General features: G+C 67.1%; 11 protein-coding genes. 7 read left to right on the top strand and 4 right to left on the bottom strand.

Annotation, left to right across the window (positions count from 1 at the left end; genetic code table 11):
- Positions 1–141 precede the first annotated feature (141 nt).
- The 4 genes from Pth03_RS06095 to Pth03_RS06080 form a co-directional block, all read right to left on the bottom strand.
- A complete protein-coding gene (locus Pth03_RS06095) occupies positions 142–1506 on the bottom strand; it encodes a tyrosine-type recombinase/integrase (RefSeq protein WP_203943134.1) in 1365 nt (454 codons plus the stop codon).
- Positions 1503–1694 carry a helix-turn-helix transcriptional regulator gene (locus Pth03_RS06090; RefSeq protein WP_203943133.1) on the bottom strand — a complete coding sequence of 64 codons (192 nt, stop codon included), beginning with the start codon at positions 1692–1694 and terminating at the stop codon, positions 1503–1505. The genes Pth03_RS06095 and Pth03_RS06090 overlap by 4 nt, the downstream gene beginning before the upstream one ends.
- Positions 1691–1840, bottom strand: a complete 150-nt coding sequence (locus tag Pth03_RS06085) for a hypothetical protein (protein ID WP_203943132.1) — start codon at positions 1838–1840, stop codon at positions 1691–1693. The genes Pth03_RS06090 and Pth03_RS06085 overlap by 4 nt, the downstream gene beginning before the upstream one ends.
- Before the next feature lie 220 nt (positions 1841–2060).
- Positions 2061–2228 carry a hypothetical protein gene (locus Pth03_RS06080; RefSeq protein ID WP_203943131.1) on the bottom strand — a complete coding sequence of 56 codons (168 nt, stop codon included), beginning with the start codon at positions 2226–2228 and terminating at the stop codon, positions 2061–2063.
- 568 nt (positions 2229–2796) lie between these two features.
- Between Pth03_RS06080 and Pth03_RS41285 the strand changes: the two genes are divergently transcribed.
- The 7 genes from Pth03_RS41285 to Pth03_RS41280 are packed head-to-tail and all read left to right on the top strand — an operon-like array spanning position 2797 to position 12879.
- Positions 2797–4068, top strand: a complete 1272-nt coding sequence (locus Pth03_RS41285; protein ID WP_239118784.1) for a hypothetical protein — start codon at positions 2797–2799, stop codon at positions 4066–4068.
- Positions 4069–4073: 5 nt separating this feature from the next.
- Positions 4074–5750 carry a conjugal transfer protein TrbL family protein gene (locus Pth03_RS06070; RefSeq protein WP_203943130.1) on the top strand — a complete coding sequence of 559 codons (1677 nt, stop codon included), beginning with the start codon at positions 4074–4076 and terminating at the stop codon, positions 5748–5750.
- Positions 5747–6685: a PrgI family protein gene (locus tag Pth03_RS06065; RefSeq protein WP_203943129.1), complete on the top strand. Its 939-nt coding sequence runs from the start codon at positions 5747–5749 to the stop codon at positions 6683–6685. Before Pth03_RS06070 ends, Pth03_RS06065 begins: the two co-directional genes overlap by 4 nt.
- Positions 6682–8436, top strand: coding sequence for a VirB4 family type IV secretion system protein (locus Pth03_RS06060; protein WP_239118783.1), 1755 nt, complete (start codon positions 6682–6684; stop codon positions 8434–8436). Before Pth03_RS06065 ends, Pth03_RS06060 begins: the two co-directional genes overlap by 4 nt.
- The gene (locus tag Pth03_RS06055; protein ID WP_203943128.1) at positions 8436–10796 is read left to right on the top strand and encodes a type IV secretory system conjugative DNA transfer family protein; all 2361 of its coding nucleotides are present in this window, start codon (positions 8436–8438) and stop codon (positions 10794–10796) included. The genes Pth03_RS06060 and Pth03_RS06055 overlap by 1 nt, the downstream gene beginning before the upstream one ends.
- A complete protein-coding gene (locus Pth03_RS06050) occupies positions 10793–11623 on the top strand; it encodes a replication-relaxation family protein (protein WP_203943127.1) in 831 nt (276 codons plus the stop codon). Before Pth03_RS06055 ends, Pth03_RS06050 begins: the two co-directional genes overlap by 4 nt.
- On the top strand, positions 11620–12879 hold the full coding sequence (locus Pth03_RS41280; RefSeq protein ID WP_239118782.1) for a C40 family peptidase: 1260 nt from the start codon (positions 11620–11622) through the stop codon (positions 12877–12879). The genes Pth03_RS06050 and Pth03_RS41280 overlap by 4 nt, the downstream gene beginning before the upstream one ends.
- The last annotated feature ends 57 nt before the right edge of the window (positions 12880–12936 follow it).

Here is a 12936-nt window from a genome sequence, read left to right as displayed (position 1 = left end):
GATGCCACCTACGCGGATCAGTTCGTAAAAGATCGCCTGACAGCAGCGGGTGTGGTTGAGGACACGATAAGCGCTCTGCGGCTCGCGCTGCCAAGTTAGGCGTTCCCAGCTCGGCAGCGCCCTACCTGGAGAAAGCTAGTCTCATGGCTCCAATGCATCGTTGATCTTGCTGTTGATATGCTCTTGCTGGCCATCCATGCACTTCGCATACACCCGGAGCAGGACGTCGACGCTGTGGCCGGCACGCTTGGCCACCTCGGTCGCCGGTACGCCCGCGTTGAGCCAGAGCGACACCGCAGCATGGCGCAGGTCATAGGGGCGGGCGGCGAGCGAGGATGCGACCTGTGCCGGTGTGAGGACGCGCTTGCGAGCTTCCTGCCAGACGTAGGAGTGTGCGGAGCTGGAGTAGGTGCCGCCCGTCCGCGTACAGAAGATCCTGCCGTCTGCGGCGGTGCCGTACTCGGCGATGTGCTCGCGCAGCATGGTCACGAGGACCGGTGGGATCGGGATCTCTCGGGTCTCCCTGTCTGCACGGTGCTTCAAGGAGCGTGACTCGTGTGTCTCACCGGAGTTGGTCCAGCGCTTCGTGCTCTGAGGTCGTGCCTGCTCCAAGACGATCAGACCCCACCCCGACTCGGGCAAGGTGCAGTTGTCCACCCGGAGGTCTGCCGCTTCCTCGGGTCGGAGAGCCGCGTAATAGATGCAGGCGAAAAGCGCCTTGAGCCGGGGACCGCGCTTACGACCGACATTGGCGACGGCGTCGAGCAACTGCCTCGCCTGGGTTGGGTTGACCACGGTGCGTGGATCGACGAGCGTGACGGTCTTGGGTGCCCTCCACTTGATCTCGTTCAGCGGGTTGCTGGTGAACACCTTCTGCTCGACCGCGTGTTCCAGCAGGTGGTGAAGGATGGCCCGCTTGCGTCGTATGGTGTTCGCTCCCGCTGCGGCACCGGTGAAGGTGACCGAGATGGCGTCCATGGCCGTTCGGAGAACTGCCGGCTCCCCCATCGCTGACAGTGGGAGGGACGCTTTCTGCAGCCAGCTCAAGGCCGCAGCTTGTGCAGTGGACAGCTCGGCTCGTCGGTCCTCAGGGAGGAGGGCATGAATCCGCAGCACCTCGCGCAAATCATCTGCAGCGGGAGGACGTGCTGCATCGGTCACGAGTGCGGGGATCAGAGACAGAAGCGCGTAGGCATCCGTCTCTCTGGTCCGAGCCGCCGAAGTGCGCCAGCGACGGAGAACGTAGGACTGTGCGAACTCGAGGAATGACGGACCCGTGGACTGCGGCGCGAGCATCGACAAGGGCATGCCGGTGGCGATGTCGAACTCCTCGCCCAGCTTGGTCGCCTGCCTAAGGTCGGAGAGGAAGGCGTTGGCGAGGCCTTTGGTCCGGAAGCTCTTGGACTTCGCCTTGCCGGCCACTCGCCAGCGAGCAATGAAGGTGGGCGTAGAGCGGTTCTCCCGCTGCTGAATCCCTCCGAGCTTCACGTCATAGGTTGTGTTCACACCGCCTCCCGCTGGGAGTCGAGCCAGGCGAGGAGATCACTTCGCCATACGCGGAGTTCGGCGTTGGGGAGGCGTACGCATATCGGCGCGCGACCGAGTTCGCGCCAGCGGTAGAAGGTGCGCCGGGAGACCCCGCCCAACTCTTCCAGGACCTGATTTACGGTGAGCAGATCGTCACGCTGGCTCATTTGGCGCCACCGTCCGATTCCGGAAGCCGGTTATCCGTGATGGCGGCGCCGAAGGGCACGTCTCCGACTGAGTAGTCCTTGTCGGCGTTCTCCCAGCAGACGAGGACGAGGACGGTGTCCTCGTGTGGATTGCGTGAGTTGGGCAAGATGGGTTCCGTCCTATCCAGTGATCTGGTGTGGGATGGCCCCGGCCTGGCGCGGATCTTGGCGGATGTGTGGCCAGGCCGGGGTGCTCACGGCGCTATGCGCCGCAGTTGTCGATTCCGGTCCCGTCGCAGTCGCGGCGAGCGTTGCCGGCGCCTTGTACGCCGGTCCCCTTACAGCGGCAGCAGTGGCGGGTCACCGTGCGTTCGTCTTGATGCCGGGTCAGCCCGTCTTGATCTCGCGCGGGATGAGGTTCACGTACACCCGGTACTGCCGGCGCCGAGCCCGGTCCGGGTACGCACGTGACATCGACGTCACGGTGAAGATCTCGCGGAGCCGGATCATGCCGAGGGTGATCTCGGCGCGGTTGCCATCGATGCGGATTTTCATAGTCGTTCGGTCCTTTCGTAGAACTTCTGGGGTCTGTAGGGGTGCGGTGCGCGTCGGAGGCGAGTCCGTGGGATGGGCCTAGGCGACCGCGCCGGGTGTCGTGGTGATGGGCTTGGCTGGGTGTCCGCGATGGGGAGAGAGGAACCGCGGGACAAAGAAAACCCGCTGATCCCTGCGGACAACTCAGCTCTGCGGGTATGGCGCGGCGATCTCGTATTGCTGTGATTCGTTCGCGGCCAGATAGAGCTCCGCCCGCTCGATTACCCGATCTCATTCCGGCTCTCCGTTGCTTGTCGGGACACATTTCTTCGGATGCGCACACCCCGACCATTGCTGACGGCCTGAGGGCGTGTGACCAGGGAAGCAGCGCACTCAGAGTCGCCTCAGAAGGCGTCAGAGGCCGACTCAGTGAATGACGCTCAGAAGCCGTACGGCCGCCAGAAGTGCGCCAGGATCTGACAGCCTGAGAAATTCCTGAACAGCTCTCGTGGATTTCTTCTGAGCCGTTTCTGAGGCGATGAGTACACCAGGTCGAGACAACGAACTTCTCTCGACCTGGAGCAGTAAAGTGAGTACGGACTACGCCACGGAATCGCCTCTCGATACCGCAGAGACGTCGTTCCGGTTGTTGACGGCCAATCCCGGCGGCCTGTCTTTGGACTGCACCGCGCTCGCGGCTGATCTGCCGAGAGGCCCGGTCGGGCTCATGGAGTTGCGGCTGCTCCTCACCAGCCGGCACGTCACCAACGAGACACGGGATGCCGTCTGGCGGGAGCTGGTCATCCGCTCACGTGAGTCCGCATCAACGTGGACTGTCGCCGCGGTCGGCATGGCGATCCCAGCGCTCCGCATGATCGCTGCATCGCTCACCCGCGATCTCCGTTACGGCGACCCCGTTGATGTCGACACCGAAGTCCTCGCCGGCTACTTGCGTGCTCTCCAGCGTGTGGATCTCAACTCGCCGGGTGTCCGCCCCCGCCTGTGTGAGGCGGCTCGGTACGCGGGCGAGCGCACCGTGCGGTACCTCACCTCCCGAGCACAGCGGCGGCAGCTGCCGAACGAATCGCCTCCTCCGCCACGGCCGTGGCCTCATCCCGACCTGGTGCTGATCGACGCGGTGGCCAAAGGCCTGCTCAGTGACCTGGACGCAGAGCTGATCAGCTTGACGCGTCTGGAGGACGTACCTCTCCGGACGCCGGAATCGACTGCCAACCTCCCGCACACCAGCGACATCGCGCCAGCCACAGATGGCCAGGAGCAAGACATCCGACTGGTGAGCCCCTCCTCAACCACTCCTTCCGCCGGCTCGGAGGGAGAGGGACACATGGCTTCTGCACAGGGCCAGGGAAGTGCGGACACGACAACGGCAACCGGCCTGGAAGGAGGCAGCGGCGTTACCCGCGGCTTCGCGCGGATTTCCTCTCACCTCTGGCCCGGCATACTCGGCTGCTTTCACCGCGTCGTATGGCGGGCCACAGTGCCGCCGATTGGCCAACCTCACGCGTGGCGGGCTTCCGTCTGGGTCCTGTTCATGGCGGCAGGTGCCGTACTGATGACGGCCGCGGTAGCGACGAACGCGCTGGCCGCATCTGCCGCGGCTGCCGCGCCGACAGACCTGAACACGGTCTTCACCAACCTCCGGAACTGGTTGATCGGGCTGCTCGCAACGCTGGCGACGTTGATGCTCACCATCGGCGGTCTGCGCTACCTGGTGGCGGGCGGTGATCCAGGCGAGGTTCAGAAGGCCAAGGCGGCGTTCAAGGCCGCCGCCTTCGGTTACGCGCTCGCCGTGCTGGCGCCGCTCTTCGTGAGCGTCCTCAAGCGAGTCGTAGGCGGATGACCACCATGACCTACCTCGTGAGATGGCGTCGCCACAGCAGATCCAACAGCGGCAAACAGGACCTGGAGGCTCCTGGCTCCGCTGCCCGGACGGTGGCACGGCTGGCCGTCACTGCTGCCACTGCCATCGGCGCTCTTGCCGCCATCGCTGCTTTCACCGCTGTCGCAGCTGAGGCTGCCGGTCCGGCGACGCCCATCCCTCCTTCGCCCGGCATCGATGACGTTCTGCCCGCGGAGCGCCCAGCGTTCGGCTTCGGAATCGGTGACTGGATCAATGGCCAGATCAACTCCTGGTTCGCCAACCTGGTGGGCTTGGCAATCAAGCCGTTGCTGGACATGCTGGCGGCCACGCTCCTGGCGACACCTGACGTGTCCGGCAGCGGCAGGGTGTTCGACTTGTGGAAGGCGAACGCCGTCATCGCCGACACAGGCTTCGTTCTGCTCACCACTCTCGGCGCGATCGCCGCGATGGGACACGAGACCGTGCAGACCCGGTACGCGGTCAAGGAAGTCCTGCCCCGCCTGTGTGTCGCGGCTTTCGCGGCGAACTCCAGCTTTACGATCTGCGGCAAGCTCATCGAGCTGGCGAACGCGCTGTCGAAAGCCTTGCTCGGGCAGGACTTCGACGGCAGGCGGGCAGCGGCGACTCTGCGGCTGATGGTCATCGCCCCGGGGCAGCAGGAGATCTTCTACGTCCTGCTCGCGCTGGTAGCGGTCATTCTGCTCGTCCTCCTACTCATCACGTTCGTCATGCGGGCGGCTCTGGTCCTGCTGCTCGTGGTCGCCGCACCGCTTGCGTTGGCCTGTCTCGCGCTGCCGTACACCGACGGGCTGGCCCGGTTCTGGTGGCGCGCCTTCACTGGGCTCCTGCTCATCCAGGTCGCGCAGTCGCTCACGCTCGTCCTGGCGGTACGGATCGTCTTCAACCAGGATGGCCGTCTCCTGCTCGGCGTCACCCCTGGCGGCCAGCTCGTCAACCTGGTGCTCGCCCTCTGCCTGCTGATCATTTTGACCCGCATCCCTGGGTGGATATCCCGCAGGATCTTCGCGGAGGCACGGGGACAGGGCTCGGCGATCACGCGGATCGTCAAGTACGCCCTGGCGTACAAGCTCACCTCACCCGTGCTGAACGCCCTGCATCTCGGCAGGGGCGGGCGAGGTGGCCACGGCTCCGGCGGCGCGAGGAGCACGGCCGTCTCCGCCATGGCCGGCAGAGCACTGCCCGCAATCGCCGCAGGTCCTGCCGGAACGGCTGCCGCCACCGTGATGACGGCCGCCGCCCGGAGGGGTACCGGCCCCATCAAGCACGCGCCAGTCACCGCCCGGCGGCCGATTCGTGTGCAGGACTGGGAAGGCGGGCCGATCAAGCATGCTCCGTCCGGTCCGGCCGGGCAGGGCAGATACCGTCCCATGCCGCAGGCGTCACCGCCAGTGCCCCGGATCACGCCGGTGTACGGCTACCCGCGCGAGACCTACTACGCCAACGGCCCCGCCGGACTGGCCCAGATGTACTGGCTCCGCGCCCAGAACAGCCCCTCACCTGTGTCTCGCCCTCCGGTTCCGCCGGTCGTGTTCCGACCACCGGTCTTTCCGGCAGCTCCTGCCAGCTGGCCTGACAAACCCGGCTCCCGCCGTACGCCACCGGACAAGCCGGGCCGTAGCGGCGGAGGTGAGGGCCGATGAGCTGGGTCCAGCCGGTGCGCATCCCCGCCGACGTCGACCAGGAGGATCGGCTCGTTGGCGGCTTCACCGCTCGCCAGGTGACCATCCTGGGCGGCACCGGGGGCCTTCTCTACGCCATCTATCTGATCGTCGGCGATCGGGTGCCGCTGGTCGTCTGCGCCGCCGTGGCCCTCCCATTCGGGATTCTCGGCGTTCTGTTGGCGATCGGGAGGCGCGACGGCGTCTCCCTGGACCGATACCTGCTGGCCGCGATCCGTCACCAGCGTTCCGCGAAGTCCCTGGTCTCCACACCGGGGAACATCCCCCCGCCCCCTTCCTGGGTGGCTGCCCGGACCGGTCGCCCTCCCGCACCGCTCCGCCTGCCTGCGCGGGGCGTGGCGGGAGACGGCTTGATCGATCTTGGACCGGACGGCGTCGCCGCCGTGGCGGAAGTGTCCACGGTCAGCTTCGCCCTGCGGACACCCGACGAGCAGGACGCGCTGGTCGCCGTGTTCGGACGCTGGCTCAACTCGCTGTCCGGCCCTGCACAGATCCTGGTCCGGGCCGAACGAGTGGACCTCACCCCCACCATCTCCACCTTGACGGCGAACGCCCGGAGTCTTCCCCACCCCGCGCTGGTCGCCGCCGCGCATGAGCACGCGGCCTTCCTCGCTGACATCTCCGCCCGCCATGACCTGCTCCGCCGCCAAGTCCTGCTGATCATGCGTGAGCCCGCGGCTGGGCCCAACGGCCGTGACGCAGCGGCGGCCCGAGCGCTGCGCCGTCTCGACGAGGCCTCCCGGCTGCTTTCGGCGTGCGGGCTCACCGTCCGCCTGCTCGATGCCTCCGCAACAGCGGCGCTACTGGCTTCCTGCTTCGACCCGACCGCTCCGCCCCTGCCCGACGGCGAACTGGCCGCTCCGGGCGAGGTCATCACGAGAGGAGAACGCTGGTGAGACTCTCCCTGCGCAGGCGTACGGCTTCCACCCACAACGGGTTCGGCCCGGACGCGGTCCAGGTCCGGCCCAGAGATCTGCAGGTCGGCGGCGGGCTGTGCGCGACGCTCGCCATCAGCGGTTATCCGCGCGAGGTCACCCCCGGTTGGCTCGAGCCGCTGCTCACCTATCCCGGCCGACTGGATGTGTCTCTGCATCTCGACCCGGTCCCCTCGCTGGTGGCATCAGATCGGCTGCGTAGGCAACTCGCCCGCCTGGAGTCCGGTCTTCGTAGCGATCAGCAGCACGGCCGGCTCCTGGATCCTGGAACGGAGGTCGCCGCCGAGGACGCACAAGATCTGGCCTCGAGGATCGCGCGCGGGCAGGCGAAGCTGTTCCGCGCCTCGATCTACTTGACCGTCCATGCAGGCGCACAGGAAGAGTTGGACGACGCGTGTGCCCAGGTCCGGGCGTTGGCCGCCTCCCTCCTGTTGGACGCCCGCCAGGTCGCCTTCCGCCAACTGCAGGGCTGGGTGTCCTCACTGCCGCTGGCGTTCGACAACCTGGCCATGGGCCGGACGTTCGACACTCCCGCGCTCGCAGCGGCGTTCCCCTTCACCAGCCCAGATCTGGCCGCCGAACTCGGACCGACCACCGTCCTGTACGGAGCGAACGCCGCCAGCGCATCATTGGTCACCTGGGACAGATTCGCCCAGCCCAACCACAACTCGACGATCATCGCCAGCAGCGGAGCCGGGAAGTCCTACCTCGCCAAGCTCGAAGCGCTGCGTTCCCTGTACGCCGGGGTCGAGGTTGCCGTCATCGATCCCGAAGACGAGTACGCCCGGCTGTGCTCGGCGGTCGGCGGCGCCTATCTCCACCTCGGCGCCCCCGATGTCCGGCTCAACCCCTTCGACCTGCTCCCTGAAAGCCGGCGGGACGGCGATCCGCTCACTCGGCGTTCGCTGTTCCTGCACACGCTGGTCGCGGTCATGCTCGGCGGCCCGCTGGACAAAGCGAGCAAGGCCGCGCTCGACCGAGCCATCATCGCCACCTACAAGCAAGCGGGCATCACCTTCGACCAGCGCACCTGGAACCGGCGCCCACCCCTCATGTGCGATCTGGTAAGCGTACTTACCGACGACGGCGACCCCAAAGCCGCGGAACTGGCGGCCGGGCTCGCGCCGTATGTCACAGGCAGCCACCGCCAGCTCTTCGACGGGCACACCACCACACGGCCCGACTCTCACTTGATCGTCTTCTCACTCCGGGATCTTCCAGAAGAACTGAAAGCCGTGGGCACGCTGCTCACCCTGGACGCGGTCTGGCGGCGGGTTTCCGATCCGCACAACCGGCGTCCCCGCCTGGTCGTCGTCGACGAAGCGTGGCTGCTCATGAAGGACCCGGAGGGCGCAAAATTCCTGCTCCGCATGGCCAAGGCGGCGAGAAAGCACTGGGCCGGCCTGTCCGTGGTCACCCAGGACGCCGCCGACCTGCTCAGCTGCGACGTCGGCCAAGCGATCGTCGCCAACTCAACCACCCAGATCCTCTTGCGGCAGGCACCTCAGGCCATCGACACGGTCGCCGACGCCTTCCGCCTCTCAGACGGCGAACGGCAACTGCTCCTCACCGCTGATCGCGGCTTCGGCCTCCTGACCGCCGACTCCGGCGCCGCCCGCGTCGCCTTCCAGGTGCTGGCCAGCGAGCAGGAACACCGGCTGGTCACCTCATCGCCCGAGGAACTCGCCACCTACGAGGAGGACGAACTCTGATGCTGCACGACCTTCTCTCCGACCCGGATGCGCTGCTGGATCTGCTGCTGGCCTGGCTGACCGCGCACGCCTGGCAGCTGACCTTCATGCTCTCGGCCGCCTTGTTCGTGGTCGAGGTCCTTGGCTCCCTGGTTGTACGGCTCCGCCACCGGGCTCTGGCCAAAGGGGCGCGGTGCGTGGAGATCCTCGCTCCCCCTATCGCGGATATGCCGGGAGCGGAAGCGCTGTGGTCGAACCTGATGGGGCTGCTGCGGCCGGCCTGGAAACGCGCCCTGCTCGGCCAGCCACATCTGGCCTTCGAATACGTCTTCGGCGTCGGCGGGGTCCGGATCCGGCTGTGGGTCCCCGGAACGATCCCTCAGCACCTCGTGGAGCACGCCATCGAGTCGGCCTGGCCGTCCGCGCGTACTGCGGTCGTCGAGGCGGCTCCGCCGGTTCCGCTGACCGGGCGGGACACCGGCGGACGGCTCGTGATCGCGCGAAGCGAGTCGCTACCGATCCGGCACAACCATGCCCACGACCCGCTCCGCGCACTGCTCGGTGCCGGAGTGGGCATGCCAGCCTGGCAGCACGCGGCGGTTCAGATCCTCGCTCGCCCTGCCACCGGCCGCCGCCTGGCCCAGGTGATCAGCGGCGGTCCTGCAGGGCTGGTCAGAGGGGGTCTCGACTTCGTCACTCCCGGCCCGATGCATTCACGGCTCCATCCAGGCCATCTCGGCCCGTCGAACCGTGTCGCGCGGCTGGAGGAGTCGGCCGAGGCCCGGGCGATCCGCGACAAATCCCAGCGGTCCCGGTACGAGGTCGCCGTGCGCTATGCCGTGCAAGCCGATGACGGCGGCATACCGGACGCCCGGCGCAACGCCATCAGAGGCCGAGCGCACGCGATGGCCTCGTCGTTCGCCGTGTTCTCTGGGCACAACCGGCTGGAACGGCGTCGGCTGCCCCGACCCGCCGCACGGTTGGCGTCGCGGATGCTCGGGCGCGGATTCCTACTCTCAGTTCCTGAACTCGCCGCTCTCGCGCACCTCCCCTTGGATGTCGCCGTTCCCGGGCTTCGGCGCGCCGGGGCCAGGTCGGTCCCGCCCGCGCCGCACATCGCCTCGGCGGGCAAGGTGCTCGGTTTCTCCGACGCCGGATATCAGCGGCCGGTCGCGCTACGAGTGGCCGACTCCTGCCACCACGTGCACGTTCTCGGCCCCAACGGCACCGGAAAAAGCACCCTGCTGGCCCAGATGATCCTCTCCGACATCCAGGCCGGCCGCGGCGTGGCCGTCATCGACGCCAAAGGCGACCTGATCACCGACCTGCTCGGACTCATCCCCGAGGAAGCCGCGAACAAGGTGGTACTCATCGACCCCGACGACCGCCACCCCGGGCCAGCGCTGAACGTGCTCGGCGGCGCCAACGAGACCGGCGTCGACAACCTCGTCGGCATCTTCCACAAGATCTACGCCGACTCCTGGGGACCACGTACCGACGACATCATGCGCGGATGCGCCCTCACGCTCGCGCGACACGGCGGCACCCTCGCCGACATCCCGCTACTGCTCACCAACGCGGCCTACCGTGCCGAACTCATTGAAACGCTGGATGACGGATTCCTGCTGGGCTTCTGGCAGTGGTACGACAGCCTTTCCGAGCAAGCCCAGGCGCATGTGACCGCCCCGATCATGAACAAGCTGCGGGCCTTTCTGCTCCGGCCGTTCGTGCGCAGCGTCATCGGCTCAGCCACGTCGACCTTTGACCTGGGTGCCGTACTGGACGGGGGAATCCTGCTCGCGCGTCTCCCCAAGGGTGTCCTCGGTGACGACAGCGCCCGGCTCCTCGGTTCGCTGCTCCTCGCCCAGGTCTGGCAGGCAGCCGCCCGGCGGGCCAGGCTCGGGCACGCCCGCTCACCCGCCGCCCTGTACGTCGACGAGACGCAGAACTTCCTCAACCTGCCGCACACGCTCAGCGAGATGCTCGCCGAAGCCCGCGCCTACCGGCTGTCGATGGTGCTCGCCCACCAACACCTGGCCCAACTCCCCCGCGACCTGCGCCAGGCCATCAGCTCCGACGCCCGCAACAAGATCTACTTCTCGCTCTCCCCCGAAGACGCCCGCGAGGTCGAACATCACTTCAGCCCGCACCTGACCGCACACGACCTGGCCCACCTCGACGCCTTCCAAGGCGCCGCGCGTCTCGTCGTGCGCTCCGCAGAAGTCCCACCCTTCACCCTGCGCACCCGGCCACTGCCCGAACCAGACCACCAGCTCGCCCAGCGCATCCGGGCCGCCGCCTCTCAGAACCACGGACGGCACCCCGCAGCGAACTCTCGTCCGACCGATGACCCACGAAACCAACCCAAAGGAGATTCATGAACCAGCACTACACACCTCAGGTCCTCGACTCACTCGTCAGCCGGCTCACCAACCACGACCGGCGCCTACTCCGCCTGGTCTGGAACCACGAGGTCCTCACCACCCACCAACTCCTGCAAGCGGCATTCGATAACCAGCACACCGGCCGCCACCGCCTGGTGAAGCTGAACCGTCTCGGTGCACTGGACCGCTTCCGTCCCCGGCCCCCTCTCGGCTCCGCCCCCTGGCACTACGTGCTGGGGGAGGCCGGCGCCGCCGTCCTGGCGTTGGAAGACGGCCTCACCGTGTCCGAATTCGGATACCGGCGCGGGCAAGCCCTGACCATCGCGTACAGCCAGCGTCTGGCGCACACCACCGGTGTCAACAGCGTGTTCGCCGCACTGTCCGCCCAGGCCCGCCGTACGGACGGATGCCGGCTGCGCACCTGGTGGACAGAGGCACGGTGCAAGGCCATGTGGGGCAAACACGCACGCCCCGACGCCTACTGCCGATGGGCGGAGAACGGCCTCACGCTGGATTTCTTCCTCGAATACGACACCGGCACCGAATCGCTCGACCGTGTCGCGGCCAAGCTCGGCGGATACGCCGCGCTCGCTACTACTACTGGGATCGATACACCGGTCCTGTTTCTCACCAGCGGCGTGAGGCGTGAGGCCAATCTGCATGACCGGCTACGCGCCCGAAGCGCCCTGGCGTCTGTACCAGTTGCCACCGCAGTCGAAGGCGACGAACCGCACGGGCCGCTATGGCTGCCGGGCAACCGCACTGAAGGTCGGCTCCGCCTCGCCGAACTTGCGCACCACTTCGCGCAAGCGGGGAGCCCTTGACCACATTCGGCGTGGGCACTCTCATCGCAACGGGCAGCGGCCTGGTGTGCGGCATCGTCATCATCGCCGGACTGGGCAGCGGAGCGAAGTACGCCGTCACCGTCGCCAATACCGCCAAGCTCAGGTCCGCGGTCTGCGCCTACGCCTCATCCGACGCCGCACGACATGCACCGTCCGCCCGCGTCAGGCTCTCATCCGAGCAGATCGCGAACGCCCGCAAAATCGTGAAGGTCGCGGTCAGCCTAGGGCTGCCCACACGAGCCGCCGAGATCGCTATCGGGACCGCGATCCAGGAAAGCAGCCTCACCAATCCGAAGACTGGCAACGGATCGTACGGCGTATTCCAGCAGCAGCCATCACAAGGCTGGGGGACGAAGCAGCAAGTCACCGACCCCGACCACGCTGCGCGCTCCTTCTACGCGCGCCTGATCGAGATCCCTGGCTGGGAGCGCATGCCCCTCACCAAAGCCGCAGCACTTGTGCAGCGCCCACGTGAGGACCTACGCGACGCCTACGCCAAACACGAGCCGATCGCCAAAGCGCTGGTCACTCTGTTGTGGAGGGGCAAACCATCCAGGCAAGCTGCGGACACGTCCAATGCCGATGACATGCGGGCCAGCATTGAAGCCGCCGCGGGGCTTGGCATTCCGCGTGACGAGGTCGTGGTCATCGTCGCAGCAGATCTGGCCCGTCGGAACCCAGGGCAACAACTCGGCACAGACGAGCTTGGACGGCACGCTGATGAAATCCTGACCACCATCGCCGACCAGTTTTGCAGGGAGCTGGAAGCCGAGATCGGCATTCCCTTTGACGGAGCCCCATTTGGGCCGGGGGTGCCGGTCGACAACGCCTCCGGGCGACACGCGATCGCAGCCAGAGTGGTCGAGTTCGCATTGGCTCAGATGGGCAAGCCGTATCACTGGGGAGCCGAAGGCCCGGACGCCTTCGACTGCTCCGGCCTGGCAATGAAGGCATATGCCGCCGCAGGCGTGCGGATTCCCCGAACCACTTTTGAGCAGTGGCCGTTCGGCACCCGCGTCCCGACCGGCCAGGAACAGCCTGGTGACCTCGTGTTCTTCAACAGCGGACCAGGCAGTTCCCCGCAGCGACCAGGCCACGTCGGGATCGTCGTGGGAGACGGCAAGATGGTCGAGGCTCGATGCACTCGATGCGGACCGATCACGATCGCGTCATACCGGAGCGGCCGACCGGTGACCGGGTTCACCCGGCCCTCAGCAGCTTCCCTGGCGAAGTAACGGCAACCTGTCATGATGCCGGGGCCGGTCGTGCGCAGCCCATGGGCATACGCTCGG

Source organism: Planotetraspora thailandica (assembly GCF_016863335.1).
Lineage (GTDB): Bacteria > Actinomycetota > Actinomycetes > Streptosporangiales > Streptosporangiaceae > Planotetraspora > Planotetraspora thailandica.
This window is presented reverse-complemented; position numbering and strand designations above follow the sequence as displayed.

Coding starts and splice junctions, on each gene's coding strand:
- Pth03_RS06090 (WP_203943133.1), bottom strand. CDS start 1,694: ATGAGCCAGCGTGACGATCTGCTCACCGTAAATCAGGTCCTGGAAGAG.
- Pth03_RS06080 (WP_203943131.1), bottom strand. CDS start 2,228: ATGAAAATCCGCATCGATGGCAACCGCGCCGAGATCACCCTCGGCATG.
- Pth03_RS06070 (WP_203943130.1), top strand. CDS start 4,074: ATGACCTACCTCGTGAGATGGCGTCGCCACAGCAGATCCAACAGCGGC.
- Pth03_RS06065 (WP_203943129.1), top strand. CDS start 5,747: ATGAGCTGGGTCCAGCCGGTGCGCATCCCCGCCGACGTCGACCAGGAG.
- Pth03_RS06055 (WP_203943128.1), top strand. CDS start 8,436: ATGCTGCACGACCTTCTCTCCGACCCGGATGCGCTGCTGGATCTGCTG.
- Pth03_RS06050 (WP_203943127.1), top strand. CDS start 10,793: ATGAACCAGCACTACACACCTCAGGTCCTCGACTCACTCGTCAGCCGG.